Below are 26,481 nucleotides of genomic sequence, written 5' to 3'. Positions count from 1 at the left end.
CCCCCCGGGCTCGATGGGCGTCGACAAATACTGGTCCCCCGTAAACCGCGTCGACAACGCATACGGTGACAGAAACCTAATCTGCACATGCCCTCCAATGTCAGAATACCAAGACGCAGCAGAGTAAGGTTGAAATCAGGGCTCAAACCCCTCGGGCACGCCGAAAAGCGGCGTGTCCAGACTGGTCCCGGTTAGCGCGTGCATAAAGGTGACAAGACTGTCCAATTCAGTATCCGACAGCACGACCGGGGTGATGTCGATCTTGTTGCGCTGACGCGCCATCTCCAGCCGATCATCCCAGGCGACAAAATCTGCCTTTTGGAGCCAAGGAATCTTTGGCAAGGCGGCCTTGTCCCACGTCCACTGCGACAGGCTGTCTGCTGGATCTAGATGGTGGCGGATCATGCTCTCAAGGTCGGGAAAAGCGCCGTTATGCCCATAAGGCGCGGTCAGCGCCACATTGCGCAGCATTGGGGTGCGAAAACGATAGGCGTCCTCAAGACGATCACTTTCACCCATGCGTCCGACATCCCGGACATAGGGGTCCCATCGGCGAGTCCGGCCCGGCCCGAACGGGGGCAAGGCCAGCGCATGGAACTTTTGATCTGACAGCAAGGACCCGGCATGGCAGGTGGAGCATTGGGCCTTGCCGTAGAACAGGCCCATGCCGTTCTGCTGGGCAGGTGACAGGGCGTCGCTGTCTCCGGCCAGATACTGATCGAACGGGCTGTCTGTGCTGCGCCATTCAGTGGCCATGAAAGCCGCAAGTGCATTGGCGATCTGCGTGATGGTGATGTCTTTAGTGGTCTTGACCTCGTCAAAGGCCGCAACCATGGCCGGGCCGTAACGCGGATCAGTGCGCACCCGTTTGGCAAGGATCGGCCAGCCTTTGTCGATCCGGTCATGCACCGCGCCGGTGACCTGATTTTCAGCCACATTCCCCGCCATTTCGAACTGCGATGTCAGCGGGAACAGCGCCTGCGCCGCAAGCAGGGAATTCAGCCCCTCAGGCAGCCATTCCTGCGCCGGGGAGTTGAAGCCGTTGCCGTAGACATCCGAGATACTCAGGCGACCGTCGTGGAACAGGGTATGAATGTCTTTGGCCCCGAGGTTCCACAGCCCCGGTGAATTGCGCGGAATGCGTTTTCGGATCCGGTCAGCTCCGGTGCCGGGGGTGCGGTCGGGGCCCAGCCCCTGCCCACCTTCGCCGATGCCCAGCGACAACCCGTCGGAGGTGCCGAAATCCGGATGGTGGCAATGGGCACAAGATATATTGCGGTTGCCCGACAGGATGGGATCGTAAAACAGTTGATGACCGATGGCGGCCTGTTCCATATCAAAGGATAGAAAGTCATCATCACTCAGCGGGCGCGGCATTTCTTGCGCCGCAGCCACCCCGGCCCAGAGGAAAGCAACCCCATGCGCCAGTTTGTATTTGCCCTTTGCCTGTTTGCGTCCCCGGCGCTGGCCGAACTGGAACAGGCGCGCGATCTGATGGAAGCCGGTGCGTTTCAGGCTGCGCGCGAGGAACTGATGCCTGCCGCGCGGTCGGGCAATGCCGAGGCTGAGGAATTGATCGGGGTGATGTACGGGTTGGGCCTTGGGGTCGAGCAGGATTACGAGCGGGCGTTTGAGTGGTATCTGCGCGCCTCGATGAAGGGGCATCCGGGGGCACAATCGGGGATCGGCTGGTATTATGAGCTGGGTCTGGGAATGCCCGCGCCTGATTTGGTGCGGGCTTACATGTGGTACACGCTCAGCGCCATTGGTGGCGATCCCGATGCGGCGATCAGCCTTGAGGAAGTGGTCAAGAAAATGTCGCCGGAGCAGATCGAAAAAGCGCATGTTCTGGTCAACGACTACAAAGGGTGGATGTACCCGTTTCGGTAAGCGCCGGGCCCGAAAGCCCGGCACCATGGCTTAGTTCAGGTCTGCATCGCGGGATGCGTTCACGTCAGCCTCAGCCGCAGCGACAGCATCGGTCAGGGCGGTGAACACTTCGTCCCCGCGTGCCACGTTGGACTGGAACCACGCATAGACCGGGGTCGCGGCCTCTTTGAACGCGGCTTTCTGATCAGGCGTCGGCACATAGAGGTCGCCGCCACCGGCAACGAAATCCTCATAGGCCTGGATCGACTTGCGCTTGGGCGACGCGAACGTGGCCTGCTGCAGCGCATAGAACCCATCGACCACCACGCGGCGCATGTCTTCGGGCATCTCCTGGAACTTGGCGTTGTTCATCCACCACAGCGCGCCCATATAGGCGTGGCCGTCCAGCGTGACATATTGCAGGCCTGCATCGGGGAATTTCATGCCCATGATGTCGGTGATGCCGTTCTTGGATCCCTCGACAACGCCGGTCTGGAAGCTGGTGAACAGTTCCGGCCATGGGATCGGGGTGGGGGACGCACCCAGAGCCTTGACCAGCTCTTGCGGCAGGTCGGCCACTACTGTGCGGATTTTCAACCCTTCCATATCAGCAGGTTCAGCGACGCGACGCTGGGTGTTGGCAAAGTTGCGCCAGCCACCGGTATTGCCGATGGTCATCAGGCGGATCGCACCTCCGGAATCCTCCAGCGCCATGTCGCGCATCGTGCGGGTGAAATCGCCTGACAGAACATGCTCGGCAATGCGGTCATCGGCCATCAGATAGGGTAGGTCCAACACCTGAACATAGGGAAAGATGCCCGAGGCCCCGCCCGAGGTCGAAATATAGATATCGATGGTGCCGTCGGCCACGCCCTGCAGGCATTCTGCGCCGTTCGAACACAGCTGCGTGCCGATGAACAGTTCGACCTCGATCGCGCCGTTTGAGGCGGCCTCGACATAGTTCTTGAAAACGATCAAACCGTCATAGTCTTCATCGTTTTCGTTCGAGTTCGCCGTGGCGCGCAGCGTGTAGTCGGCCGCTGTTGCCGCGATGGCGGATGCAGCGACCAGTGACGTCGCCACGGCTGCCGTCTTGATGAAACTTCTGAGCATGCGTTTCCTCCCTGTAGTACTCAGTTTGCAAATCCCGTTATGCGTGGGATCGTCATGGATAGTGCGGGGACATAGGTGATCAGGAAGATCACTATGATTTCGACTGCCAGGAATGGCAGGATGGCTTTCGCGATGGTCTCAACCCGTTCGCGCGACACGGCGGCGGCCACGAACAGCACCAAGCCCATTGGTGGCGTCGCCAGACCGACGGTCAGGTTGACGCTCATGATGATGGCGAAATGGATCGGGTCAACGCCGAGGCTGGTAAAGATCGGGGCCAGGATCGGACCCAGGATGATGATCGCGGGACCTGCATCCAGAAACATGCCGACAATGAACAAAAGCAGGTTGATCAGAAACAATAGGATCAGCGGGTTGTTCGACAGGCTGAGGATCAGTTGCGCCAGTTGTTCCGGCGCATGGCTGAGGCTGACCACGGTTTTGAACGCCATCGCCGCACCCACCAGCAGCAATACAACCGCTGAAGTCAGGCCCGCATTGCTGAGGATCTCGGGCACTTCTTTCAGGGTCAGCGTGCGCAGCACAAAGAAGCCGATCAGGAACGCATAACCGACGGCCACGGCGGCGGCCTCGGTTGGGGTGAAGATACCGCCCAGAATACCACCCAGAATGATCACCGGTGTCAGCAAAGGGAAGAACGCCTTGAGGCTGGCTTGCCCGCGTTCGCCCCAAGTGTATTTGCGACTGGCGACCGGGAAATCATACTTGTCCGCCATGAACTTGATCATCAGCATCAGGCCGACGCCAACCATGACACCGGGCACGATACCGGCCAAAAACAGTGCCGCCACGCTTTCACCCATCACATAGGCATAGATGATCATGATGCCCGAGGGCGGAATGATCGGGCCAATGACGGAACTGGCCGCCGTGATCGCGGCGGCGAATTTGCGTGTATAGCCCTGTTTCTCCATCGCCGGGATCAGCATCGATCCTAACGCCGAAGTGTCTGCCACTGCTGAACCCGAAAGCCCTGCAAACAGGATCGAGCTGAGGACATTCACATGCGCCAGACCGCCCCGCAGATGCCCCATCAGGGCCTGGGCGAATTCGACCAGACGGATGGTGATGCCGCCGCGATTCATCAGCTCTCCGGCCAGCATAAAGAAGGGAATCGCCATCAGCGGAAAGCTGTCCATGCCGTTATAGACATTGCGGTACAGCAGCGTGATGTCGTTGGTTTGACCGTTCAGCCACAGCAGGATGCCCGGCGCTGCAAGCAGCGCGAAAAAGACCGGCAGACCGATCAGCAGGAAGACCAGAAAAGTCGGCAGGAACCATATCAGCATCTATTCAGCCCCCACGGGTGCATCAGCGATTTCCGGCAACAGATCACCGCCGCCCAGCATTTTGACGATGGCGCGCAGGATCAGCTCGATGTTGACCGAGACCAGCAGGACCACCCCAACCAACAGCGAGGCCATCATCCAACTGCGGGGAATGCGGTACCATTCATCAAACCCGAGGGATGTGGGCAGATACAAAGCTGCAGTGGCGAATTTGCCGCCAAAGCCGGTCACCTCGGACCAGCCAATCCGAACCGCGACCAGCAGCACCGCAAGGGATACCAGCATCAGAAGGATGTTCAGCATTTGGCCGATCGCGCGCGGCAACATCATGGGGACCATATCGATGGCGACAAAGCCGCCGCGCCGAAACGCGGTGGGTGCCATCAGGCCGGTCATCCACAGCATGCAGAAGCGGGCAGCTTCATCCGGCCAGGGCAGGGCATTGCCCAAGACGTATCGAAAGAACACCTGAATCAGGATTGCGATCACCATGAATGCAATCGCAACGATACCAACCGCGCGGCCCAGACGCAGCGCGGTTTCGTTCACGAATGCAATCGGCGCGAGCACCGATGCCAGTCCGCCCATGCGGATTCTCCCTATTTCAGCTGCGGGTTTGCCCCGCAGTCGTCATATCGCGCTTATTGATGCGCGAATTGGCCGAATTTCCCGGCGTAAAAGGTCAGTGCGTCTCCGTCCGCCATGCTGACCTTGAGAACTTTTCCAACAACAATAACGTGATCGCCTGCGTCGTGATACGCATGCTGCTCGCATTCAAACCGCGCCAGACAGTCCGGCAACAACGGGGTGCCGTTTTCGCACCGCATGTGGTCGATGTCCCGCAGCGCATGGGCGTTCCTTGAGCATCCAAAGCATAACTCGGCCTGTTCCGCTGACAGAACATGGACGCTGAAATGACGTGCTTTGTGGAAATAGGGGAACCGGCGCGAGGTTCGGTCGCCGGCCCACATGATCAGTGGCGGGTCCAGCGAAAGCGAGGAAAAGCTGTTGGCAGTGATACAGATCGGCCCATCATCGCTGTTGCAGGTGACGATGGTGACGCCCGTGGCAAAGCGGCCAAAGGCATCGCGCAGAGTGCGGGTATCTTCCTTATGCGGAACAAATGTATGGGCCATGTCCTTGGAGATTGCGTTCATCATGGAACCTCGTGCCCCAGCGCCGCTTCATAGAGGCGGAACCAGCCTTCACGATCCAGTTTGACGTTCAGCGCATCTGAGATGCGTTTGATGCGGTCCAGATTGTTTGTACCCAGAACCGGCAGGATGCCCGAGGGGTGAGCCAGCAAAAAGGCCACTGCGACTGCGGCGCGGTCCACGCCGAATTCTTCGGCAATCTCATCCGCAACCAGCCCGACCGGTGGGTTACCAGCCATCAGCACCCCGCCACCCAAGGGAGACCAGGCCATGACCGGCTGCCCATGCTGCTGGTGAAAGGCCAGATCCCCATTGGTGAAGGGGGCAACCTGACCCAGAGATATTTCGATCTGATTGGTGACCAGTGGCGTTTTCATCGCCGATTGCAGCAGGTCCCAATCCCACGGGCGGAAGTTCGACACGCCGACCGCGCCAACCTTGCCGCTGGCGACAATCTCATCCAAGGCGGTCCCAGTTTCCCGGTGATCCATGAACGGATCAGGGCGGTGGATCAGCAGCAGATCGATGTGGTCGATGGCCATTTCGGTCAGCGAAGTTTCGACCGACTTCAGAATATGCCCGCGCGATGTGTCATAGTATTTGACCCTGGCATCAGCATAGCGGCCGCAGGGCGCGACAATGTCACATTTGGTGACGATCTCCATCTTCTGGCGCAGGCCGGGGTTCGTGCGCAGGGCATTGCCCAGAACCGCCTCAGCCCCGTAATCGCCGTAGATATCGGCCTGATCGAAGGTAGTGATGCCCTGATCCAGACAGGCCTGAATCTTGGCCTCGACATGCTGTGCCGCGGTGTTGTCGTCATCGCCCAGCCGCCACATGCCATAGACCAGACGGCTTAGTTCCAGCGTGTCGGATAGTTTCACACGTTGCATCAGCGGCGTTCTCCGTTGCCCAGCGGTGTCGCCGGGGTGGTTTTGGGCACGCGCCCGTATACTTCGGGAAGCGAGCAGGTTTTCAGGTTTGGCATCACCCGGGCGCCGAAATGGCGGGCTTCGTCCAGGTGCGGGTAGCCCGAGAAGATGAAGGCGCGGATGCCCATCTTTTGATAATCCTCAATCTTGGTCATGACCTGATCGGTGGAGCCGACCAGTGCGGCACCGCAGCCTGACCGCGCCCGACCCACGCCTGTCCAAAGACCCGGTTCGACATAGCCGTATTCATCCGCCAGATCGCGGTTCTTGGCCTGATGCGCCACACCCAGCGAGGTGGAATCCAGCGCCCGTTCGCGGATGGCGCGACCGTATTCGTCATCCAGCTTGGACACGATGTAATCCGCGTATTCCTGCGCTTCGGCCTCGGTGTCGCGGACGATCATGTGCACACGCAACCCGTAGTCCAGCGTTCGGTTGTAATTTTCGGCGACTGCGTGGACGGCCTGCATCCTTCCGGCCAGCTGATCCTTGGTTTCCGGCCACATCAGGTAGACGTCACAATGTTCGCCACACAGGTCCAACGCAGACGGGGAATAGCCTCCGAAATACAGCAGTGGTCCGCCCGTCTGATAGGGTTTTGCCGGATCGGTGGTCAGGCCCGAGAAATTATAGACCTCACCTGCATGGTTGATCTCATCCTGCGTCCAGGCCTGTTTCAGGATCTCCACCACTTCGCGTGAGCGCTGGTAGCGGAACGCGCTGTCGTCCTTTTCGCCCGGAAAATCCGAGCTAATGATATTCACCGTCAGGCGACCCTTGAGCATGTGGTCCAGCGTGGCGATGGTGCGGGCCAGCATGATCGGCTGCATCTCACCGCAGCGCACGGCGGCCAGCAGGTTGATCTTGTCGGTGATCGGCGCGCATCCGGCCACAAAGCTGAGCGTGTCCTGCCCGACCTGATAGGAGGACGGGCAGAGGATATTGCGGAACCCTTGCGCTTCGGCCTCTTTGACAATGCCGGAACAATGATCCCAGCTGGAGCGCAGATCGCCATCCGGCACCCCAAGAAACTGATAATCGTCCGAACACAGAGCCGCGAACCAGGACACTTCGGCTGCGTCCAGATCGGGGGATGTGATGGGGACGACTGTCATATGATTCTCTTTCTGCAGCTGATTTACTTTTTCTCTTGCGTAGCAACCGCATTGATGTAGATCAATAGTGTATCAATTTTTCCTGCGACCGAGTGAAGCGCCCTCACGTGTCCCCAGCCACCCGAAACCCCAACGCCCTGCCGGTGTACATCCAGATCGCTGAGCTACTGATCCGCGATATTGCTGCGGGTCGTCTGATCGATGGCGAACGTCTGCCACCCGAGCGTGAGATGGCAGCCGAGCTTCAGGTCTCGGTCGGGACATTGCGAAAATCGCTCGCTGAGCTTGAGAAAAAGGGCATGCTGCAGCGCGTCCAGGGCTCGGGCAACTACATCCGCGAAACCGGGACACAGAACAGCGTCTACGCGATGTTCCGGCTGGAACTGCCCGAAGGCGGTGGACTGCCGCGCGCTGACATCCTCTCGGTCGATCACCTGACAAAGCCCGACAACCTGCCACAGTTCGGCGCGTCGGAGCGGGGGTCAAGGGTTCGGCGTATGCGCTATTTGAATGACACAATTATCGCCGTCGAGGAAATCTGGTTGGACGAATCAGCCGGATGGATCGATCAGGCGCAGCTGTCGGACTCGTTGTATCGCTTTTATCAGCACCAGTTAGGGTTCTGGATCACGCGGGCCGAAGATCGGGTGACCGTGCGGCCTCTGCCAGAGTGGACACCGCCTGATTTCACCAAACCCGCCGGCCAGATGGCGGGGTATATTGAACGGTTCAGCTGGTCGGACCGGCCAGAGCCGGTTGAGTTTTCAAAAACCTGGTTCGATCCGGATCGGGCCACTTACGTCCAACGACTGAAGTAAAAGGAAACACGCATGACCCGGACCATCCACTATGGGCTGATCGGATGCGGCATGATGGGGCAGGAACACCTGCACAATATCGCCTTGTTGGATGGTACGCGTGTCTCGGCCATTTTCGAGCCTGATGGCGAAATGGCCCAGGCCGCACAGGCGATTGCGCCCGAGGCCACGATGGTGGCGTCGGTGCAGGATCTGCTGGCCGTCGAAGACCTTGACTGTCTGGTCATCGCCAGCCCCAACCATCTGCATGTGGATCAGATCGATCAGATCGCTCGGACGCGCCCCTTGCCCTTGCTGGTGGAAAAGCCGCTCTTTACCGATCCGGGGGATGCCGCGCGGCTTGAGGTGTTGCAGCACAGCTATCACCAGCCGATCTGGGTGGCGATGGAGTATCGCTATATGCCGCCAATCGCCGCGCTGATTTCCGAGGTGCAGGCTACCGGTGGCGTCAAAATGCTGTCGATCCGCGAACATCGCTTTCCGTTTCTGGAAAAAGTTGGCGATTGGAACCGCTTCAACCGCAATACCGGCGGAACATTTGTCGAGAAATGCTGTCACTTCTTTGACCTGATGCGGTTGATCTTGCAATCCGACCCGGTGCGCGTGACCGCGAGCGGCGGTCAGGCGGTCAATCATCTGGACGAGAGCTATGCGGGCGAGGTGCCGGATATTCTGGACCACGGCTATGTCATCGTCGAATTCGCTTCGGGTGCGCGCGCGATGCTGGAACTGTGCATGTTCGCCGAAGGATCGCGGTATCAGGAGGAAATCTCGGTGATCGGACCTGAGGCCAAGATTGAGGCGCTGGTGCCAGGGCCGGGGCGGTTCTGGCCCGATCATCTGGGCGAACCGCCGGTCCCGCAAGTGATCGTCAGCCCACGTGACCAAAAGGGGCCTGTGGTCAAGGATATCCCGGTCGACCCTACCCTGTTGGCTGCGGGCGACCATAACGGGTCCACGTTTTACCAGCATCAAGGGTTCCTTGCGATGCTGCGCGGCGAGAAGCCTCAGCCGGACGTCACCCTGCAAGACGGCCTTTGGGCGGTGCGAATGGGCCTGGCAGCACAACAGTCGATTGAGACCGGTGAAACGGTCCGATTGGGCGCGCCTGCGCGTTAATACCCCGTCAGGATTTCGCCGATCGGAAACACGCGTTCCGGAATCGAACGGTGTTTGATGTCGTTTTCCGCTTTCAGGGCGTCTTTTTCGCTTGCTGCGCCGCAGCGGGGTTTCTAGGTGTGGCGGTGGGACACCCCTCCCCAACGAGGGGCGTGTATCTGGAAGGATAATACACATGACTATCGAACAAACGGCGTCGCGCGACGCCGCGCGCAAACCTGATCTGCGGCCCGCAAACCCGCGTTTTTCCTCAGGCCCCTGCGCCAAACCCCCCACATTTGATCTGACCAAACTGGCCGGCGCCGCTCTGGGACGCTCGCACCGTGCCGCCGTTGGCAAGGACAAGCTGAAGGCGGCCATCGAAGGCACGCGTGAAGTGCTGGGCATCCCGGCAGGCTACAAGATCGGCATCGTTCCTGCGTCGGATACCGGCGCAGTTGAGATGGCTCTGTGGTCGCTTTTGGGCGAACGCAAGGTCGAGATGCTGGCCTGGGAGAGCTTTGGCGCGGGTTGGGTAACCGATGTAGTCAAGCAGTTGAAAATCGAGGCCGAGATCAAGACCGCCGACTATGGCCAGATCGTTGATCTGGCGACTGTCGATTTCGCAAATGACGTTGTCTTTACATGGAACGGCACCACCTCGGGCGTGCGCGTTCCCAACGGCAATTGGATCGCTGATGACCGTCAGGGCCTGACAATCTGTGACGCGACCTCAGCCGCTTTTGCCATGGACCTGCCCTGGGATAAGCTGGATGTGACCACATTCAGCTGGCAGAAGGTTCTTGGCGGAGAAGCGGCCCACGGCATGCTGATCCTGAGCCCCCGCGCGGTGGAGCGGCTGGAAAGCTATACGCCCGCATGGCCCCTGCCCAAGATTTTCCGCCTGACCAAAGGCGGCAAGCTGATTGACGGCATCTTCACCGGTGCCACAATCAACACGCCGTCGATGCTGGCGGTTGAGGACTATCTGTTCGCGCTGGACTGGGCGCGCTCGGTTGGCGGGTTGCAAGGCCTGATCGCCCGTGCGGATGCCAATGCCGGTGCGGTGCATGGCTTCTGCGCGCAAAATGACTGGATCGCCAATCTGGCCGCTGATGACGCGACGCAGTCGAACACATCCGTGTGCCTGAAATTCACCGATGCGCGTATTCAGGATGGGGCGGTGTTTGCCAAAGCTGTGGCGAAACGACTTGAGGCTGAGAGTATCGCTTTGGATATCGGCGCCTATCGCGACGCCCCTGCGGGTCTGCGCATCTGGTGCGGTGGCACGGTCGAGACCTCGGATATCGAGGCGATGCTGCCCTGGCTGGCCTGGGCCTTCGAGGCCGAGATCGCTGCGCAAACGGTTGCGGCCTGACAAAGAATTTTCGTCGAAAATTCTGGGCCGCGTCAGGCCCGGACGATTCCCAAATATCAAGGACCAGAGATATGGCCCCTAAAGTACTCGTTTCCGACAAGCTCAGCGAAACTGCTGTTCAGATTTTCCGTGACCGTGGCATCGACGTGGATTTCATGCCCGACCTCGGCAAGGACAAAGACAAGCTGGCCGAAGTGATCGGTCAATATGACGGCCTAGCGATCCGCTCGGCCACAAAGGTCACGCCCACGTTGCTGGAACATGCGGACAAGCTGAAAGTCATTGGCCGCGCCGGGATCGGCACCGACAATGTCGACAAGGACGCAGCCAGCAAGAAGGGCGTGATCGTGATGAACACGCCGTTTGGCAATATGATCACCACGGCCGAGCATGCGATTGCGATGATGTTCGCCGTGGCGCGGCAAATCCCCGAGGCCAGCACCTCGACCCATGCGGGCAAGTGGGAAAAGTCCAAGTTCATGGGGATTGAGCTGACCAACAAGACGCTTGGTGTCATTGGCGCGGGCAACATTGGCGGGATCGTCTGCGAACGCGCCTTGGGCCTGAAGATGAAAGTCGTCGCCTATGATCCCTATTTGGGCGAAGAGAAAGCCGCCAAGATGGGCGTGGAAAAGGTTGAACTGGACGAGTTGCTGTCGCGCGCCGATTTCATCACCCTGCATGTGCCGTTGACCGATCAGACCCGCAATGTTCTGAACCGTGAGAATCTGGCCAAGACCAAACCCGGCGTGCGTATCGTCAACTGTGCCCGTGGTGGCCTGGTCGACGAAGAGGCGCTGGCCGAGATGTTGCAATCCGGCCATGTCGCCGGGGCCGCCTTTGACGTGTTCAGCGAGGAACCGGCCAAGGAAAACGCGCTGTTCAACCTGCCCAACGTGGTCTGCACACCGCATCTGGGTGCGGCAACCACAGAGGCGCAGGAAAACGTGGCGCTGCAGGTGGCTGAGCAGATCTCGAACTACCTGCTGACCGGGGCGGTTGAGAACGCGCTGAACATGCCGTCCGTCACCGCCGAAGAAGCCAAGGTCATGGGGCCGTGGATCAAACTGGCCGGGCATCTGGGCAGCTTCATCGGTCAAATGACGGATGAGCCGATCAAGGCGATCAACATTCTCTACGACGGTGTCGCGGCCGAGATGAACCTGGCGGCGTTGAACTGTTCGGCCGTGGCCGGGATTATGAAAAAGTTCAACCCCGAGGTGAATATGGTTTCAGCCCCGGTTGTGGCCAAAGAGCGTGGGATCAAGATCTCGACCACCAATCAGGATAAATCGGGGGCTTTCGAGGGGTACATCAAGGTCACTGTCGTGACCGAAAAGCGCGAGCGTTCGATCGGTGGCACGGTGTTCAGCGACGGCAAGCCGCGCTTCATCCAGATCAAAGGTATCAATATCGACGCCGAGGTCGGCGCGCATATGCTCTACACCACCAACGAGGATGTCCCGGGTATCATCGGTGCGTTGGGCCAGACCATGGGTGAAAGCGATGTGAACATCGCCAACTTTACCCTTGGCCGATCCGAAGCGGGCGGCGAAGCGATTGCGCTGCTGTATGTCGACGAACCGGTGCCAGCCGAAGCGCGCGCCAAATTGGCCGAGACTGGCCTGTTCACGCAGATCAAACCGCTGGAATTCGACGTCGCCTGATAGTCAGACGTAGAAATCGTGACCTGTTCGATGCCCGCGCTGTTAATTGCGCGGGCATTGTCTTTTGTCGGCGGCCCAATTGAGGCACAAGACCTGTAACCAATTTGAAAGGGCTCCGGTTTGACAACTTCGATCTATGCCGTTGGTGACATCCACGGGCAGCTGGGCATGCTGCAAAACGCGCTGTCCCGGATTGAGGCGGATGGCGGACCGGATGCGCGCGTCGTTTTTCTGGGTGACTATGTGGATCGCGGCCCCGACAGCCGCGCCGTTCTGGATCTGTTGATTGACGGGCAACAGGCCGGGCGAAACTGGGTGATGGTCAAGGGCAACCACGACCGGATGATGGCTCGCTTCGTGCAGGAGCGAGAGATCGCGGACAAGCAATTGCCGATCACTCTAAACTGGCTGAATCCCCGGCTTGGAGGCCGGGACACGCTGGCGTCTTACGGCGTCGAGGTCACGGATAACGACCGCATTTATCAGGTCCACGAACGGGCTTGTGCCGCCGTTCCACCCGCGCATCTGGATTTTATCAATGCGCTGCCTGCCTATCACCAAGAGGGTGACCTGCTGTTCGTTCATGCGGGCATTCGGCCCGGTATCCCCTTGGCGCAGCAATCCGAGGACGATCTGGTTTGGATCCGGCAAGAGTTCTTGATCGAATCCGGCCCGCATCCCTGGTTGATCGTGCATGGCCACACGCCCGTCGACGCGGCAGAGCATTGCTGCAATAGGGTCAATCTGGATGCTGGCGCGGGTTATGGCCGCCCACTGGCCACTGCTGTATTTGAGGGCCGCCAGTGTTGGTTGCTGACCGAACGGGGACGGAAGCCGCTAAAGCCTATTTTTGCGTAAACAGGTCCTTGTAGCTGTTTCGCAGCACGTTTTTCTGCACCTTGCCCATGGTATTGCGCGGCAGCGTGTCCAGCACGATCAGCTGTCGTGGATGTTTGAACCGGGCCAATTGGCTTTGCACGTTGGCCAGAATAACCTCGGGGTCGGGTGACTGGCCTGGTTCGGCCACCAGAATGCCCACAACCGCCTCACCGTAATCCGGGTGTGGCACGCCAATCACCGCGCTTTCCAACACGCCGGGCTGGTCGTCCAGAACAAGCTCGATCTCTTTGGGATAGATGTTGTAGCCGCCCGAGATGATCAGATCCTTGCCGCGCCCGACGATGTGGACATAGCCATCTGCGTCCACGCGCCCCAGATCGCCGGTGATAAAGAACCCATCCTCGCGCAGTTCGGCGGCGGTTTTCTCGGGCATTTGCCAATAGCCGTCGAACACGTTGGGTCCGCGCACCTCGATGATGCCGATCTTGCCCTGCGGCAGCGTTTCGCCCGTGTCAGGGTCGGTGACTTTTAGTTCGACATCCGGCAAGGGGAACCCGACCGTCCCGGCGCGGCGTTCGCCATCATAGGGGTTCGAAGTGTTCATGTTGGTCTCGGTCATGCCATAGCGTTCCAGGATGCGATGGCCGGTGCGGGTCTCAAACCGCTCATGGGTTTCCGCCGGCAATGGGGCTGAGCCCGAGATAAACAGCCGCATATGCCGCGCCAGATCGCCAGTGAACCGATCATCGCCCAACAGGCGGGTGTAGAAGGTCGGAACCCCCATCATCGATGTCGCCTGAGGCATCAACCGCAGAATGTCATCCAGATCGAACTTCGGCAGGAAGATCATCGATCCGCCCGAGGCCAGAATTACATTCGTTGCCACAAACAAACCGTGTGTGTGAAAGATCGGCAAGGCATGCAGCAGCACGTCGTCTTGTGTAAAGCGCCACTGCTGCACCAGCGTTTCGGCGTCCGACAGCAGGTTGTTCTGCGTCAGCATCGCGCCTTTTGACCGCCCCGTCGTGCCCGATGTGTAGAGGAACGCGGCCAGATCGCCCGACCCGCGCTGAACCGGCGCAAAGGCGGGCAACATTCCCAGCGCGCGGCGCATCAGGCTGCCCGATCCATCACCATTCAGCGTCTCTAACCGGGCATTGTTTGCCTGTGCGATAGGGGTCAGCCCTGCTTCTGTGGCGCTGTCGCAGACCACCAGCGCCGCGCCGCTGTTTTCAACGAAATAGCGCAGCTCGGTCGTGGTGTAGGCGGTGTTCAACGGCAGAAAGATCAGTCCGGTCTGCGCGCATGCAGCATACAGCGCCAGCGCCTCGGGCGATTTCTCGACCTGCACGGCCACACGGTCTCCGGGCTCTAGCTCATACCCGTTGAGCGCATTGGCGATCCGCGAAGCCATGTCCAGAAAGGCAGCATGGGTCAGGGATTGGCCGTTGGGCAGATGCAGAAACGGCGTGTCCTTGCCCGCGTGAATGCCAAACAAACGGTCATAAAGCGGATTGCCCATGTCGTCTTCCTTTTGCACCAGGTGGATTCAATGCGAATCTGTCTTGGATTGGAAAGAGGGTAAAGCCCTCGCGGTCAGAAATCAGGCCGCCAGTCAGAATTCCGTGGTCATGCGATACCCGGCCGCAAAGAACATCTTGGCAAAGGTCACGGGCTGTCCCTGCAACCAGGTGATCCGCTCGCCGGTGAAAACAGGATCACCAACGGGCATATCCAAAAAACCCGCAAGCGTCGCATCGGCACGGCTGGCCATGAAGCTCAGCTCAACATTGGTGAAAGGCACGGTCTGGATCAGCCATTCATTTGGTCCGATCTGCGAGAAATCAGCCTGTTCCACTTGCGGGACCGAGGCGGTGACAATCCAGCGATCCTCGTATTGGAACGGGGTATTGCCGTTGAAATGCATACACCGCACATGCATCACGCTTTGGTTCGGATTTAACGCAAGGCGCGCGTTCAACCACTCGGGCGCGGGTTCCGATCCGGCAGAGACCAACGCATAGCGATAGGTGCCGCCCAGGGCCTCAACCTCATCCCGGACCATGGGGATGGTGAACCGCGCTTGTCGCTGCGGCGCGCTTAGAACGCGGGTTCCGGCCTTGCGGCGGCGTTCCAGATAGCCCTCGTCCGCCAGTTCCCGCAGCGCACGATTAACCGTGGTGCGGGTGCAGGAGAACTCAACCGCAAGCGCCTCTTCGTTTGGAAGCAGCGAGTCCGGTTGCCATTGCCCCGACCGAATACGTTCAAGCACAGTGAGTTTGATGTCTTTATAACTGGTTGTGTCGCTGGTCTGGGCCATGGTGCCTTTACCCTTAGACCGAGGCCAGCAGGCCCGCAATCGCGGATCGGTATGCTGGGATGATCTGATCCCGCGCGATGTGGCGACCCTGTTGCACCGTATGGCGTCCGGCACTCCACAGATCGGTCACCAACCCGTCAGGTGCGGCAAAACACAGTCCGTCCAGCAGTTGATCGTCGCGCAGCGCGCAAAGCGTAGGGTGAGAGCGGTCAATGGCTACCAGATCTGCCAGTTTTCCTGTGGCGATCTCACCCGAGTCGCGACCAAGGGCCTGCGCGCCGCCCCGCGCGGCCCCTGTATAAAGTGCATGACCAACCGAACCTTCGTCTTTGACCATGACCGCACGCTCATGATCCCGCAGCCGTTGCGAGTATTCCAGCGTGCGCAGCTCCTCGGGTAAGGAAATTCGCACATTAGAGTCGGATCCAATGCCAAACCGCCCCTCTTCGGCGATGTACCGCGCGCCGTTGAAGGTGCCGTCGCCTAGATTGGCCTCGGTGATCGGGCACAGCCCTGCCACGGCCCCCGACCGGGCCAGCCCGTGTGTTTCGTCATCTGTCATGTGCGTCGCGTGGATCAGGCACCACCGGGCGTCAACATCGGCGTTGTCCAGTAACCATGCCACCGGGCGCTGGCCGAACGTGGCCTGAACATCGTCAATCTCTTTCAGCTGTTCGGCGATATGGATGTGGACTGGTCCGTCAGGTTGCGCCTGCAGAACCCTGCGCAAATCGGCTGGGGACACCGCCCGTAGCGAATGCGGGGCGATGCCAATTTCAGAATCTGAGTGGGGCAGGCCAGCGCGGCATCCTTCGACCAGAGTCAGAAACCGGTCTACGTCATTCCCAAACCGCAGCTGACCACCCGTAAGAGGGGCCTGTGTGACGTTGCCATATGTATAAAGCACTGGCAGATGGGTCAGGCCGATACCGGTGTGATCCGCCGCCGCAAAGATACGCTGGCTTAGTTCCGACAGCTGATCGTAAGGCGCGCCGCCGGGCTGGTGATGGACATAGTGGAACTCTCCGACTGCGGCGTAACCGGCCTCCTGCATCTCCAAGAACACCAGCGCGGCAATGGCTTCGATCTGCTCGGGCGTGAGGCGATCCAGAAACCGGTACATCAGGTTGCGCCAGGTCCAAAAGCTCTCGCGCCCTGCCGCGCGCATTTCGGTCATGCCAGCCATGGCGCGCTGAAAGGCGTGGCTGTGCAGGTTTCCCAGCGCCGGCAGCAAAACACCCACCTGGGTGTCTTCAAGTGCAGCACGAACGTCCGTTTGCACGCCGACAATGCGCCCATCGCCGATTTCGACCCGAACATCGTTGAACCAGCTAGGGCCTAACAAGGCAGATTTGGCATGCACCGACATGTTGTTTCCATTTTGTGTAGACTTTATAAAGTTACACGTATACGAAATGATTTGCCAAGAGGGGAGGTCAAAAAGAAACGCCATGACAGGAAAAACAGTCCTTACCAGTGCTCGGATCGCCACGATGGCAAACAGCGCCACGCCTTATGGCCTGCTCCAGGATGCGGCCATCGCCTTGGACGGAACAGATATCGTCTGGGTTGGAGCGCGGCAGGGCTTGCCCACGGAATACGCGGAATGGCCAGTTGAGGATTTTGGCGACCGGTTGATCACACCCGCCCTGATCGATGCGCACACCCATGTCGTCTTTGGCGGTAACCGCGCGCAAGAGTTTGAGATGCGCCTGAACGGTGCCTCTTATGAAGAGATCGCGCGCGCCGGGGGTGGTATCCTGTCCACCGTCAACGCCACACGGTCAGCCAGCGAAGAGACGTTGTTGTCAGATGCGCAGACGCGGGTGGATGCGTTGATCGCCGAAGGTGTCAGCACCATTGAAATCAAGTCCGGCTATGGGTTGGACACCGAGACCGAGCTAAAGATGCTGCGCGTCGCCCGACGCATTGGTGACGCCCGTCCGGTTCGGATCAGAACCAGCTTTTTGGGAGCGCATGCCGTGCCACCCGAATTTACCGCCCAACCGGATGAATACATCCGCGAGGTTTGCATCCCCACGCTGCGCGAGGCCCATGCACAGGGTCTGGTGGATGCAGTAGATGGGTTTTGCGAAGGGATCGCGTTCACCCCCTCTCAGATCGCGCAGGTCTTTGATGTGGCGCAGGAACTTGGCCTGCCGGTTAAATTGCATGCAGAACAGCTGTCAAATCTTGGCGGCGCACAGTTGGCGGCCTCTTACGGGGCGCTGTCTGCGGACCATATCGAGTATCTGGAGGCTGATGGTGTGTTGGCGATGGCGCAAGCAGGGACTGCAGCCACGCTGTTGCCGGGCGCGTTCTACACGCTGCGCGAAACACAATTGCCACCGGTGGATCTGTTGCGTCAGCAAGGAGTCCCGATAGTCCTGGCGACAGATTGCAACCCCGGATCGTCGCCTTTGACCTCACTGTTGCTGACGATGAATATGGGCTGCACCCTGTTCCGGCTGACACCGGAGGAGGCGCTATTGGGGGTCACCCGAAACGCTGCCCGCGCGCTGGGGTTGGCGGAACAGGGCACCGTCGCACCCGGGCAGCGCGCCGATCTGGCGGTTTGGGATATCGAACACCCGGCCGAACTGGCGTATCGCGTCGGCTTCAACCCCCTATACAAACGTATCTTCGGAGGCCTGGCATGACGCCCCTGATGCTGGTGCCTGGGCAGGTTTCCCTGTCGCAATTGGCGGAAATCTATTGGCAAGAGGCCACGGTATCACTGGATGTGAGCTGTAAACCTAAGGTCGAAGATGCGGCGCGGCGCATACAGATAGCCGCCGCTGGTATAGAGCCTGTCTATGGGGTCAATACCGGCTTTGGAAAACTGGCTAGCCTGAAGATTGCAGCCAAAGACACCTCGACCCTTCAGCGCAATCTGATCCTTAGCCATTGCTGCGGTGTGGGCCCGGCTGTGTCACGGCGTGTGACCCGGCTGATGATGACGCTCAAACTATTGTCCTTTGGGCGCGGCGCCTCGGGTGTCCGGTGGGAGCTGATTGAGCTGCTACAGCAGATGCTGGCCCGTGGGGTCACACCGGTTATCCCGGCGCAAGGTTCGGTTGGGGCCTCGGGCGATCTTGCCCCGCTGGCTCATATGACAGCCGTGATCATCGGCGCAGGTGAGGCTGAGGTGAACGGCGAAACCTTGCCTGGTGATCAAGCCCTGAGATCCGTTGGGTTAGAGCCTGTTGAACTGGGTCCCAAAGAGGGGCTGGCTTTCATTAACGGCACACAGTTTTCAACCGCTTTCGCCCTGGCTGGTCTGTATGAGGGCTGGCGGGCGGCACAGAGCGCCCTGGTTATTTCGGCCCTGTCCACCGATGCGATCATGGGGTCGACCGCACCGCTGCAGCCTGAAATCCACACGCTGCGCGGGCATCGTGGCCAGACCGAGGCCGCCAGTGCCATGCGGGCTGTGCTGGAGGGGTCGGAGATTCGCGAAAGCCACCGCGATGGCGACACGCGTGTTCAAGACCCGTATTGCATCCGGTGCCAGCCGCAGGTCACGGGTGCTGCGATGGACGTGCTGCGGCAGGCCGCTGCCACGCTTGAGATCGAGGCCAATGCTGCCACCGATAATCCGCTGGTTCTGAACGAGGCGGGTACTATCGTTTCGGGCGGGAACTTTCATGCTGAACCCGTGGGATTTGCCGCCGATATGATCGCGCTGGCCGTGTCCGAGATCGGAGCGATCGCGCAGCGGCGGATCGCTTTGATGGTGGATCCGACTCTCAGCTTTGATCTACCGCCGTTTTTGACGCCGGAACCGGGGCTGAATTCCGGTCTGATGATCGCTGAAGTGACCACCGCCGCGTTGATGAGCGAAAACAAGCACCTCGCCAACCCCTGCGTAACCGACAGCACGCCAACCTCGGCCAATCAGGAGGATCACGTGTCCATGGCCGCCCACGGTGCACGGCGTCTGACCCGAATGGTCGAGAACCTAAGTTACATTCTAGGCGTCGAACTGCTCTGTGCCGCGCAAGGGGTGGAGTTTCGCGCACCCTTAGCCACCAGTACACCGTTGCAGCAAGTCATAACCCGGTTGCGGGTCGATATCCCGCCGCTGGTCGAGGATCGCTATATGGCACCTGATTTGGAGAGCTCCAAAAAGCTGGTGGCGGACGGCGCAATCCTTCAGGCCGTCGGCACTGTCATGCCTGGGCTGGTGTGATGCAGGAGGTCAGCATTCACAAGGGGCGGGGCCCAATAGTCTTGGGACAGCCTCATGGTGGAACCTTTGTTCCAGACGAGATCTTCGCGCGCCTGAACCAAACCGGGCAGGCATTGGCAGACACGGATTGGCACATAAACAGGCTCTATCAAGGGATTATCGGTGATGCGACGGTTGTTCAGTCCCATGTTCACCGCTACGTAATCGACGCCAACCGTGATCCCGAAGGGGCTTCGCTGTATCCGGGTCAGAACACAACGACCCTTGTACCGCTCACGGATTTTGAGGGGGAGCCAATTTGGCAAGGCGGGCAGGAACCGTCAGCCGATGAGGTCGAGGATCGGCGACGAAGATACCACTTGCCCTACCACAGTGCGTTGCAACAGGAATTACAGCGCGTGCTCGACCAGAATGGGGTGGCGGTTTTGTTCGACTGTCATTCGATCCGCAGCCACATTCCCTTTCTGTTCGAGGGTACTTTGCCGGACGTGAATATTGGAACTGACGGTGGCGTGACCTGTGCGTCGGAAATCGAGTCTATCGCGCATGAATTTGCGGCTTCGTCACCCTATAGCGCTGTCCTGAACGGGCGTTTCCGGGGCGGATGGACGACCCGGCACTACGGCCGTCCGGCTGACGGGGTACATGCTATTCAGATGGAACTGGCGCAGTCCACCTACCTGACCGCCGAAGCCGCCCCTTGGGACTATGACCCTGTCAAAGCCGATCGCCTGCGCCGATGGCTGCGCGACATCCTGGACGCCATCCAAGACACAGCATTGGAGCTTACGCCATGACCGATCCCCGCAAAAACACCCGCGACATTTATCCGCCAACCGGGCCCGAGCTGAATGCCAAAAGCTGGCTGACCGAGGCACCGTTGCGGATGCTGATGAACAACCTTCACCCGGATGTGGCCGAAAACCCGCATGAGTTGGTGGTCTATGGCGGCATTGGCCGCGCCGCCCGCACATGGAAGGATTTCGACACTATCGTGGCCGGTTTGAAGGATCTGGAAGAGGACGAGACGCTGATCGTCCAGTCCGGCAAGCCGGTGGCAATCATCCGTACTCATACGGACGCGCCGCGAGTGTTGATTGCCAATTCCAACCTGGTGCCGCACTGGGCGACCTGGGATCATTTTAATGAGCTCGATAAAAAGGGCCTGATGATGTACGGCCAGATGACCGCAGGTTCGTGGATCTATATCGGCACGCAAGGCATCGTTCAGGGCACCTATGAGACATTCGCAGAGGCCGGACGGCAGCATTACGACGGCGACCTGACCGGCAAGTGGATTTTGACCGGAGGCTTGGGCGGCATGGGCGGTGCGCAGCCACTGGCTGCTGTCTTTGCCGGGGCCTGCTGTCTGGCGGTCGAGTGCAACCCGGACAGCATCGATTTCCGCCTGCGCACCAAATACCTCGACGACAAGGCCGAAACGCTGGACGAAGCGCTGGAGATGATCGACCGCTGGACCAAGGCGGGTGAGGCAAAATCCGTGGGCCTGCTGGGCAACGCGGCTGAAGTTTTTCCCGAAATCTTTCAGCGTATGGTCGCCGGTGGGATGCGCCCGGACATCGTCACAGACCAGACCAGCGCGCATGACCCGATCAATGGTTATCTGCCCTTGGGCTGGTCCATGGCGCAGTGGCGCGAAAAGCGGGAAACAGAGCCTAAAGCGGTGGAAAAGGCTGCGCGTGCCTCGATGAAGCAGCATGTTGCGGCGATGGTGGATTTCTGGAATGCGGGTGTGCCAACCTTGGATTATGGCAATAACATCCGACAGGTGGCGCAGGATGAGGGGCTGGAAAACGCCTTTGCCTTCCCCGGCTTTGTCCCCGCCTATATCCGCCCGCTGTTCTGCCGGGGCGTTGGCCCGTTCCGCTGGTGTGCCCTGTCAGGCGACCCCGAGGATATCTATAAGACCGATGCCAAGATGAAAGAGCTGTTCCCCGAGAATTACCACCTGCATCGGTGGTTGGATATGGCTCGGGACCGGATCGCCTTTCAGGGACTTCCGGCTCGCATCTGTTGGATAGGTTTGGGGGACCGCCACCGTGCCGGGTTGGCGTTCAACGAAATGGTGGCCAATGGCGAACTGAGCGCCCCGGTGGTCATCGGCCGCGACCATCTGGACAGCGGCTCGGTCGCCAGCCCTAATCGTGAGACTGAGGCGATGCTGGATGGTTCGGACGCCGTGTCCGACTGGCCTCTGCTGAATGCGCTGATCAATACGGCCAGCGGGGCAACCTGGGTGTCACTGCATCACGGCGGTGGTGTCGGTATGGGCTTTAGCCAGCACTCTGGGGTGGTGATCTGTGCTGACGGTACCGACGACGCCGCGCGGCGGTTGGAACGCGTGTTGTGGAACGATCCTGCCTCGGGCGTATGGCGGCATGCGGATGCGGGCTATGACATTGCAAAAGACTGTGCCCGGGAACACGGGCTGCGTTTGCCTGGCATTTTGGGATAGCTCTGTGCGAACAGACTCTGGCGAATTTGCGGCACCTGCGCTATGCGCAGGTGACTTTGCCGGAGACTGACTATGTACGTTGCCACCCTGTTGACCAATCCAACCGCACCATCGCTTGAACAGGCACTGATCGAGGCGCTGTGCAATGCCTGGGGTGGCAGCAATCCCGTATGGCTGAGCCCGGACGAGGCGGCGGAGTTCAAGTTTGCCGAGAAGCCCGAAAACCAATGGGACGTATGGGCCGAGCTGCAGCTGTTGGGCGTTGATCTGATCGTGCAGCCGGTGTTCAAACGGCGCAAGCTGATGTTGCTGGCCGATATGGACAGCACAATGATCCAGCAGGAATGTATTGACGAACTGGCCGACGAGGCCGGTGTCGGGGATCGGGTCAAAGATATCACAGCCCGTGCCATGAATGGTGAGTTGGATTTTGAGGGCGCGCTGATCGAGCGGGTCGGCCTATTGAAAGGTCTGGATGAGGCCGTGATCGGCAAGGTTCTGGCCGAACGCATCTCATTAATGCCAGGCGGTAGAGAACTGGTCGCAACTATGCGGCTAAACGGCGGCTATGCGGCGCTTGTATCCGGGGGCTTTACGGCGTTCACGGCCAAGGTGGCTGATGAGCTGGGGTTTGACGAAAACCGCGCCAATACCTTGCTGGCCGAAAATGGCAAGCTGACCGGCGACGTGCAGCGCCCCATTCTGGGGCGGCAGGCCAAGGTCGATGCGCTGGAACAGATCACAGCGCGGCTGCGCCTGTCGGAATCGGATGTCATTGCCGTGGGCGACGGGGCCAATGATCTGGGTATGCTGGAGCGCGCCGGCACGGGCGTAGCGCTGCATGCGAAGCCTTCGGTCGCAGCGCAATGTGATATCCGGATCAATCACGGGGATCTGACCGCCCTGCTTTACCTGCAGGGTTATGCACGCACGGCCTTTTCGGACCTCTGACAAACTGGGGCTTCCCTTTATTTAGCGAAACCGTTAAATAATGATCATGAACACGCTTCTGACCAGTTTTTCGGCGTTGTCCGACGCCACCCGGTTCTCGATTGTTGAGCAATTGATGCAGGACGGAGAATTGTCCGCAGGTGACCTGATCAATGGGCGCGGCATGTCCGGGGCGGCGATCTCGCGCCATTTGAAGGTATTGCGCGAGGCCGGGCTGGTCCAGCAGCGCGTGCAGGGCACACAACGGATGTATTCGATCCAGCCAGATGGGCTGCGGGCGATTGCCGAGTGGACCATATCGAAACGACAATTCTGGGAGAGCAGCCTCGACCGTTTGAACGATTTGATTGAAAGGGAAAACTCATGGCCGACCTGAAACTGGAACGTGAGTTCCCAACCAGCCCCGAAATCCTGTTTGCCTGGATCAGCGATGGCGCGAAACTGTTGCAGTGGTGGGGCCCCGAGGGGATGCATGTGCCAGAGCATGATCTGGATTTTTCGCGCCTTGGGCCGTGGTACTCTGTCATGGTGAACGCGGACGGCCAGCGATACAAAGTGTCGGGTCAGGTCACACATACCAACCCGCCCAAGTCGGTGGGGTTCACCTGGGGCTGGCATGATGATCAGGACCAGCGCGGGGCGGAAAGCCACGTAACCCTCAGAGTCGAAGCAGCTGGCGACGGCGCGCGTCTTGTTCTGGATCACCGCGATCTGGGTGATGACGAGATCGCCGCAAACCACAATACCGGCTGGACCTCATCGCTGCGCAAGCTTGAGGCCCAATTGGGATAGATTTCATTTAGGGAGGAAAGAAATGCCACAGTATTTATTTGTCTATCACGGCGGTCACACCCCAACCGACCCTGCCGAGGTTGAGGCGACCATGGCCGCGTGGGGCGCATGGTTTCAGAATATAGGCGCCGCACTGGATATTCCCGGTAACCCGGTGGGCCAGTCCTGTACTGTCAGCGCCGATGGCGTTGCCGACAATGGCGGTGCCAACCCGGCCTCGGGCTTTACTGTCGTCAAGGCCGACAGCATGGATGCTGCGACCGAGATGGCCAAAGGCTGCCCCATGGTCGTGAACGGATCAGGCTCGGTCGAAGTGGCCGAGGTGCATGAAATCGAAATGTAAGGGCCTTAGCCGGGGAACCCCGGCGCCGGTCTGATCACGCCACATTCCAGCCCACGACGGCTGTATTGCGTGGCGTTCATAAAGGTGCGGGTGGCCGGGTGATCGGCCTCCAGCACGCCGAGGCTGACCAGAATGGCGGCGATGGCGCATTCGCTGGCGCGGGTTGTGCCATCGGCGATTTTCAGCGCCACCCCCATACGTTTTTCCGGGATGATTGCGACAAACACCGCCTCGGCCCCGGTCTTGATCGCGGCACGACCCTGCATGGCACGCATCAGTTCCGTACAAGCCCGGCTTTCCCCGGCAACCAGTTCCGGATGTTTGATCATCGCAGCAGTAAGTTGTTGTGCGGCGTCGCTGGCCCTGTCCGACCGGTCAGCCGCTGATGCAAACCACGCCATCGACCGGGCCAGACCCATCAGCGATGTGGCAAAGTTCGGGGCAGAGCAGCCATCGATGCCATAGGCCGGGCTGGTTTCACCGGTGGTTTCTTCGAGGGCCGACAGGCAGGCCTGTTGCACCGGGTGGTCGATCTCAAGGTATTCCGGTCCGGCGGCCATGTGCTGTGTTACGGTCAGGAACCCGCAATGTTTGCCGGAACAGTTGTTGTGAATCTGGCACGGTGTGTCATCGGCCAGAATAAGCCCATCACGCGCCGCCATGTCCTGCGGTTCCTGCGGGCCGCAGCGCAGATCGGGTTCGGCCAGGCCCAGATGATCCAACCAGGCTGAAACGCGGTCGGTATGGATGGCCGCACCGTTATGTGAGGCACAGGCCAACGCCAGATGTTCAGAGTTCAGCCCGAATTTCGCGGCCGCGCCTGACGTAACCAGCGGCAAACCCTGGATCATTTTTGCCGAGGACCGGGGAAAAATGATCGCATTCGGGTCACCCCAACTGCGTACGATTTGGCCAGTGTCGTCGCAGATCACGGCGTGCCCCAGATGCAGGCTTTCCAGCAAAGGGCCGCGCCATAGCTCGGTCATTGGTATGGGGTGCGTCATCGGGACCATCCTCTTTATGCGCAAAATTCTGCCAATCGCTCTTTCGCCTGTGGCGAAACCTGCGTTAGTGTGTGTATGTCGGCAATCATCGGAAGACGCAACTTACAGACGAACTGGCAGGGTTCGCAGGCATTTCCGGTGGGTATGAGGTATAGGTCGAGCTAGGAGGCTGGACAAATGGGATCAAAACTCGTCCGCGTGATCGCGGGCCTGTGCGTGGCAGGGATGTCCACCACCGCAATCGCTCAGCAGGCGACAAGCACCAATCGGGTGGCAGCCAAAACTGATTGGAGCGTTTTCGTAGAAGATGATCCCACCGAATGCTGGAGCGTGTCTGCCCCCAAGGAAACCGTCAACACCCGCGGCGGGCGTGTGGTGTCGGTGCGCCGCAGCGATATCCTGTTATTCGTGTTCTACCGCCCCAACGCCGAGGTCAAAGGTCAGGTGACCTTTACCGGTGGTTATCCGTTTGCCCCCGGATCGACGGTCAACCTTGAGATCGACGGAACCGAATTCGAGCTGATCACCGAAGGCGAATGGGCGTGGCCCGCAACCGAGGGCGAAGACCTGAAGGTCGTCGCGGCCATGAAGCGCGGAACCGAGGCGGTTCTGACTGCCAGATCCGAGCGCGGCACGCAGACCAAGGATACGTTCTCGCTGTTGGGATTCACCGCGGCGATCGAAGACGCGGAAAAGCGCTGCACCAACTAGACGAACCTGTTATCGACACAAAGCCCCGTCTTTTGGCGGGGTTTTCTTTTGGGTGAAGTAAGCGCCGTCTTTACCCAGCGTCCCTTCCCGAACTTGATCCTTATCAATGTAAACGGCCTGCGGGTTTGCACTAATTGGTTCAGGATTTAGGAAGGAAATTGCAGATGTTGAACAAACCTTTTGCTGTGCTGATGATGGCTGCTGCCTTATTGTTGAGCGCGTGTGACAAGACCAGTGAAACCTATCCCGTCACCGGTGAGCAATGCGGGCCGGAAGACCCGGTGAAGACTCTGGACGCCGCGGATTGTGACATTCTTCCTGCGGGCGTCTGACGACAGGATCCAGTATTCCCGGAACTAGCACATGTTTTCGGCCGCATCGGGTTTGCCGCTGCGGCT

At 59.6% G+C, this 26,481-nt stretch carries 27 protein-coding genes; 16 read left to right on the top strand and 11 right to left on the bottom strand.

Translation table 11 applies throughout. The features are described from left to right. Window positions 1–135: 135 nt before the first annotated feature. Window positions 136–1,377: a cytochrome-c peroxidase gene (locus RUM8411_RS14810; RefSeq protein WP_085823476.1), complete on the bottom strand. Its 1,242-nt coding sequence runs from the start codon at window positions 1,375–1,377 to the stop codon at window positions 136–138. A 42-nt stretch (window positions 1,378–1,419) separates the two neighbouring features. Here RUM8411_RS14810 and RUM8411_RS14805 point away from each other — a divergent pair, with 42 nt between their 5' ends. Next, window positions 1,420–1,890 carry a tetratricopeptide repeat protein gene (locus RUM8411_RS14805; protein WP_085823475.1) on the top strand — a complete coding sequence of 157 codons (471 nt, stop codon included), beginning with the start codon at window positions 1,420–1,422 and terminating at the stop codon, window positions 1,888–1,890. A 30-nt stretch (window positions 1,891–1,920) separates the two neighbouring features. On the opposite strand, the gene RUM8411_RS14800 is transcribed toward RUM8411_RS14805, so the two are convergent. The 6 genes from RUM8411_RS14800 to RUM8411_RS14775 are packed head-to-tail and all read right to left on the bottom strand — an operon-like array spanning window position 1,921 to window position 7,493. Further along, on the bottom strand, window positions 1,921–2,982 hold the full coding sequence (locus RUM8411_RS14800; protein WP_085823474.1) for a TRAP transporter substrate-binding protein: 1,062 nt from the start codon (window positions 2,980–2,982) through the stop codon (window positions 1,921–1,923). Window positions 2,983–3,002: 20 nt separating this feature from the next. Next, on the bottom strand, window positions 3,003–4,292 hold the full coding sequence (locus tag RUM8411_RS14795; protein WP_085823473.1) for a TRAP transporter large permease: 1,290 nt from the start codon (window positions 4,290–4,292) through the stop codon (window positions 3,003–3,005). Then, window positions 4,293–4,880 (bottom strand): TRAP transporter small permease, encoded by a 588-nt coding sequence (locus tag RUM8411_RS14790; protein ID WP_085823472.1) that lies wholly within the window; start codon window positions 4,878–4,880, stop codon window positions 4,293–4,295. 53 nt (window positions 4,881–4,933) lie between these two features. Further along, window positions 4,934–5,449, bottom strand: coding sequence for a flavin reductase family protein (locus RUM8411_RS14785; protein WP_085823498.1), 516 nt, complete (start codon window positions 5,447–5,449; stop codon window positions 4,934–4,936). Continuing rightward, the gene (locus tag RUM8411_RS14780) at window positions 5,449–6,339 is read right to left on the bottom strand and encodes an aldo/keto reductase (RefSeq protein ID WP_085823471.1); all 891 of its coding nucleotides are present in this window, start codon (window positions 6,337–6,339) and stop codon (window positions 5,449–5,451) included. The genes RUM8411_RS14785 and RUM8411_RS14780 overlap by 1 nt, the downstream gene beginning before the upstream one ends. Further along, window positions 6,339–7,493 carry an LLM class flavin-dependent oxidoreductase gene (locus tag RUM8411_RS14775; protein WP_085823470.1) on the bottom strand — a complete coding sequence of 385 codons (1,155 nt, stop codon included), beginning with the start codon at window positions 7,491–7,493 and terminating at the stop codon, window positions 6,339–6,341. Before RUM8411_RS14775 ends, RUM8411_RS14780 begins: the two co-directional genes overlap by 1 nt. A gap of 107 nt (window positions 7,494–7,600) precedes the next feature. Here RUM8411_RS14775 and RUM8411_RS14770 point away from each other — a divergent pair, with 107 nt between their 5' ends. The 5 genes from RUM8411_RS14770 (at window position 7,601) to RUM8411_RS14750 (ending at window position 13,312) form a co-directional block, all read left to right on the top strand. Continuing rightward, a complete protein-coding gene (locus tag RUM8411_RS14770) occupies window positions 7,601–8,311 on the top strand; it encodes a GntR family transcriptional regulator (RefSeq protein WP_085823469.1) in 711 nt (236 codons plus the stop codon). A 12-nt stretch (window positions 8,312–8,323) separates the two neighbouring features. Then, a complete protein-coding gene (locus tag RUM8411_RS14765; RefSeq protein ID WP_085823468.1) occupies window positions 8,324–9,430 on the top strand; it encodes a Gfo/Idh/MocA family protein in 1,107 nt (368 codons plus the stop codon). A gap of 175 nt (window positions 9,431–9,605) precedes the next feature. Continuing rightward, window positions 9,606–10,787, top strand: coding sequence for a phosphoserine transaminase (locus RUM8411_RS14760; protein ID WP_085823467.1), 1,182 nt, complete (start codon window positions 9,606–9,608; stop codon window positions 10,785–10,787). Window positions 10,788–10,858: 71 nt separating this feature from the next. Further along, on the top strand, window positions 10,859–12,454 hold the full coding sequence (serA, locus tag RUM8411_RS14755; RefSeq protein WP_085823466.1) for a phosphoglycerate dehydrogenase: 1,596 nt from the start codon (window positions 10,859–10,861) through the stop codon (window positions 12,452–12,454). Between the two features lie 120 nt (window positions 12,455–12,574). After that, window positions 12,575–13,312: a metallophosphoesterase family protein gene (locus tag RUM8411_RS14750; RefSeq protein ID WP_085823465.1), complete on the top strand. Its 738-nt coding sequence runs from the start codon at window positions 12,575–12,577 to the stop codon at window positions 13,310–13,312. On the opposite strand, the gene RUM8411_RS14745 is transcribed toward RUM8411_RS14750, so the two are convergent. The 3 genes from RUM8411_RS14745 to RUM8411_RS14735 form a co-directional block, all read right to left on the bottom strand. After that, the gene (locus RUM8411_RS14745) at window positions 13,299–14,816 is read right to left on the bottom strand and encodes a malonate--CoA ligase (RefSeq protein WP_085823464.1); all 1,518 of its coding nucleotides are present in this window, start codon (window positions 14,814–14,816) and stop codon (window positions 13,299–13,301) included. The genes RUM8411_RS14750 and RUM8411_RS14745 overlap by 14 nt on opposite strands. A 93-nt stretch (window positions 14,817–14,909) precedes the next feature. Further along, window positions 14,910–15,614: a histidine utilization transcriptional repressor HutC gene (gene hutC, locus RUM8411_RS14740; RefSeq protein WP_085823463.1), complete on the bottom strand. Its 705-nt coding sequence runs from the start codon at window positions 15,612–15,614 to the stop codon at window positions 14,910–14,912. A 13-nt stretch (window positions 15,615–15,627) separates the two neighbouring features. Further along, complete coding sequence (locus RUM8411_RS14735) at window positions 15,628–16,983, bottom strand: formimidoylglutamate deiminase (RefSeq protein ID WP_085823462.1); 1,356 nt, start codon at window positions 16,981–16,983, stop codon at window positions 15,628–15,630. An 82-nt stretch (window positions 16,984–17,065) separates the two neighbouring features. Between RUM8411_RS14735 and hutI the strand changes: the two genes are divergently transcribed. From hutI to RUM8411_RS14695, 8 genes are all read left to right on the top strand, one after another. Next, the gene (gene hutI / locus RUM8411_RS14730; protein ID WP_085823461.1) at window positions 17,066–18,274 is read left to right on the top strand and encodes an imidazolonepropionase; all 1,209 of its coding nucleotides are present in this window, start codon (window positions 17,066–17,068) and stop codon (window positions 18,272–18,274) included. Next, entirely contained in the window at window positions 18,271–19,806 is a 1,536-nt protein-coding gene (gene hutH, locus RUM8411_RS14725) for a histidine ammonia-lyase (protein ID WP_085823460.1), read from the top strand. The genes hutI and hutH overlap by 4 nt, the downstream gene beginning before the upstream one ends. Beyond that, on the top strand, window positions 19,806–20,603 hold the full coding sequence (gene hutG, locus RUM8411_RS14720) for an N-formylglutamate deformylase (RefSeq protein ID WP_085823459.1): 798 nt from the start codon (window positions 19,806–19,808) through the stop codon (window positions 20,601–20,603). Before hutH ends, hutG begins: the two co-directional genes overlap by 1 nt. After that, on the top strand, window positions 20,600–22,282 hold the full coding sequence (gene hutU / locus RUM8411_RS14715; RefSeq protein WP_085823458.1) for a urocanate hydratase: 1,683 nt from the start codon (window positions 20,600–20,602) through the stop codon (window positions 22,280–22,282). Before hutG ends, hutU begins: the two co-directional genes overlap by 4 nt. Window positions 22,283–22,354: 72 nt before the next feature. Beyond that, window positions 22,355–23,233, top strand: coding sequence for a phosphoserine phosphatase SerB (serB, locus tag RUM8411_RS14710; protein WP_085823457.1), 879 nt, complete (start codon window positions 22,355–22,357; stop codon window positions 23,231–23,233). Between the two features lie 46 nt (window positions 23,234–23,279). Then, window positions 23,280–23,609, top strand: coding sequence for an ArsR/SmtB family transcription factor (locus tag RUM8411_RS14705; protein WP_085823497.1), 330 nt, complete (start codon window positions 23,280–23,282; stop codon window positions 23,607–23,609). Then, complete coding sequence (locus RUM8411_RS14700; protein ID WP_085823456.1) at window positions 23,597–24,025, top strand: SRPBCC family protein; 429 nt, start codon at window positions 23,597–23,599, stop codon at window positions 24,023–24,025. Before RUM8411_RS14705 ends, RUM8411_RS14700 begins: the two co-directional genes overlap by 13 nt. 22 nt (window positions 24,026–24,047) lie before the next feature. Next, window positions 24,048–24,368, top strand: a complete 321-nt coding sequence (locus RUM8411_RS14695; protein WP_085823455.1) for a YciI family protein — start codon at window positions 24,048–24,050, stop codon at window positions 24,366–24,368. Between the two features lie 5 nt (window positions 24,369–24,373). On the opposite strand, the gene RUM8411_RS14690 is transcribed toward RUM8411_RS14695, so the two are convergent. Beyond that, window positions 24,374–25,372 carry an asparaginase gene (locus tag RUM8411_RS14690; protein ID WP_085823496.1) on the bottom strand — a complete coding sequence of 333 codons (999 nt, stop codon included), beginning with the start codon at window positions 25,370–25,372 and terminating at the stop codon, window positions 24,374–24,376. Between the two features lie 177 nt (window positions 25,373–25,549). Between RUM8411_RS14690 and RUM8411_RS14685 the strand changes: the two genes are divergently transcribed. Beyond that, entirely contained in the window at window positions 25,550–26,083 is a 534-nt protein-coding gene (locus tag RUM8411_RS14685) for an invasion associated locus B family protein (protein ID WP_085823454.1), read from the top strand. A 164-nt stretch (window positions 26,084–26,247) separates the two neighbouring features. Continuing rightward, window positions 26,248–26,415: a hypothetical protein gene (locus RUM8411_RS22850; protein ID WP_200818585.1), complete on the top strand. Its 168-nt coding sequence runs from the start codon at window positions 26,248–26,250 to the stop codon at window positions 26,413–26,415. Window positions 26,416–26,481 lie beyond the last annotated feature (66 nt).

Source organism: Ruegeria meonggei, from assembly GCF_900172215.1.
Lineage (GTDB): Bacteria > Pseudomonadota > Alphaproteobacteria > Rhodobacterales > Rhodobacteraceae > Ruegeria > Ruegeria meonggei.
This window is presented reverse-complemented; position numbering and strand designations above follow the sequence as displayed.

What these genes read in the sequence shown, in the direction of transcription:
- RUM8411_RS14810 (WP_085823476.1), bottom strand. Translation starts at nt 1,377, where the DNA reads ATGCCGCGCCCGCTGAGTGATGATGACTTTCTATCCTTTGATATGGAA.
- RUM8411_RS14805 (WP_085823475.1), top strand. Translation starts at nt 1,420, where the DNA reads ATGCGCCAGTTTGTATTTGCCCTTTGCCTGTTTGCGTCCCCGGCGCTG.
- RUM8411_RS14800 (WP_085823474.1), bottom strand. Translation starts at nt 2,982, where the DNA reads ATGCTCAGAAGTTTCATCAAGACGGCAGCCGTGGCGACGTCACTGGTC.
- RUM8411_RS14795 (WP_085823473.1), bottom strand. Translation starts at nt 4,292, where the DNA reads ATGCTGATATGGTTCCTGCCGACTTTTCTGGTCTTCCTGCTGATCGGT.
- RUM8411_RS14790 (WP_085823472.1), bottom strand. Translation starts at nt 4,880, where the DNA reads ATGGGCGGACTGGCATCGGTGCTCGCGCCGATTGCATTCGTGAACGAA.
- RUM8411_RS14785 (WP_085823498.1), bottom strand. Translation starts at nt 5,449, where the DNA reads ATGAACGCAATCTCCAAGGACATGGCCCATACATTTGTTCCGCATAAG.
- RUM8411_RS14780 (WP_085823471.1), bottom strand. Translation starts at nt 6,339, where the DNA reads ATGCAACGTGTGAAACTATCCGACACGCTGGAACTAAGCCGTCTGGTC.
- RUM8411_RS14775 (WP_085823470.1), bottom strand. Translation starts at nt 7,493, where the DNA reads ATGACAGTCGTCCCCATCACATCCCCCGATCTGGACGCAGCCGAAGTG.
- RUM8411_RS14765 (WP_085823468.1), top strand. Translation starts at nt 8,324, where the DNA reads ATGACCCGGACCATCCACTATGGGCTGATCGGATGCGGCATGATGGGG.
- RUM8411_RS14760 (WP_085823467.1), top strand. Translation starts at nt 9,606, where the DNA reads ATGACTATCGAACAAACGGCGTCGCGCGACGCCGCGCGCAAACCTGAT.
- serA (WP_085823466.1), top strand. Translation starts at nt 10,859, where the DNA reads ATGGCCCCTAAAGTACTCGTTTCCGACAAGCTCAGCGAAACTGCTGTT.
- RUM8411_RS14745 (WP_085823464.1), bottom strand. Translation starts at nt 14,816, where the DNA reads ATGGGCAATCCGCTTTATGACCGTTTGTTTGGCATTCACGCGGGCAAG.
- hutC (WP_085823463.1), bottom strand. Translation starts at nt 15,614, where the DNA reads ATGGCCCAGACCAGCGACACAACCAGTTATAAAGACATCAAACTCACT.
- RUM8411_RS14735 (WP_085823462.1), bottom strand. Translation starts at nt 16,983, where the DNA reads ATGTCGGTGCATGCCAAATCTGCCTTGTTAGGCCCTAGCTGGTTCAAC.
- hutI (WP_085823461.1), top strand. Translation starts at nt 17,066, where the DNA reads ATGACAGGAAAAACAGTCCTTACCAGTGCTCGGATCGCCACGATGGCA.
- hutH (WP_085823460.1), top strand. Translation starts at nt 18,271, where the DNA reads ATGACGCCCCTGATGCTGGTGCCTGGGCAGGTTTCCCTGTCGCAATTG.
- hutG (WP_085823459.1), top strand. Translation starts at nt 19,806, where the DNA reads ATGCAGGAGGTCAGCATTCACAAGGGGCGGGGCCCAATAGTCTTGGGA.
- hutU (WP_085823458.1), top strand. Translation starts at nt 20,600, where the DNA reads ATGACCGATCCCCGCAAAAACACCCGCGACATTTATCCGCCAACCGGG.
- serB (WP_085823457.1), top strand. Translation starts at nt 22,355, where the DNA reads ATGTACGTTGCCACCCTGTTGACCAATCCAACCGCACCATCGCTTGAA.
- RUM8411_RS14705 (WP_085823497.1), top strand. Translation starts at nt 23,280, where the DNA reads ATGAACACGCTTCTGACCAGTTTTTCGGCGTTGTCCGACGCCACCCGG.
- RUM8411_RS14700 (WP_085823456.1), top strand. Translation starts at nt 23,597, where the DNA reads ATGGCCGACCTGAAACTGGAACGTGAGTTCCCAACCAGCCCCGAAATC.
- RUM8411_RS14695 (WP_085823455.1), top strand. Translation starts at nt 24,048, where the DNA reads ATGCCACAGTATTTATTTGTCTATCACGGCGGTCACACCCCAACCGAC.
- RUM8411_RS14690 (WP_085823496.1), bottom strand. Translation starts at nt 25,372, where the DNA reads ATGACGCACCCCATACCAATGACCGAGCTATGGCGCGGCCCTTTGCTG.
- RUM8411_RS14685 (WP_085823454.1), top strand. Translation starts at nt 25,550, where the DNA reads ATGGGATCAAAACTCGTCCGCGTGATCGCGGGCCTGTGCGTGGCAGGG.
- RUM8411_RS22850 (WP_200818585.1), top strand. Translation starts at nt 26,248, where the DNA reads ATGTTGAACAAACCTTTTGCTGTGCTGATGATGGCTGCTGCCTTATTG.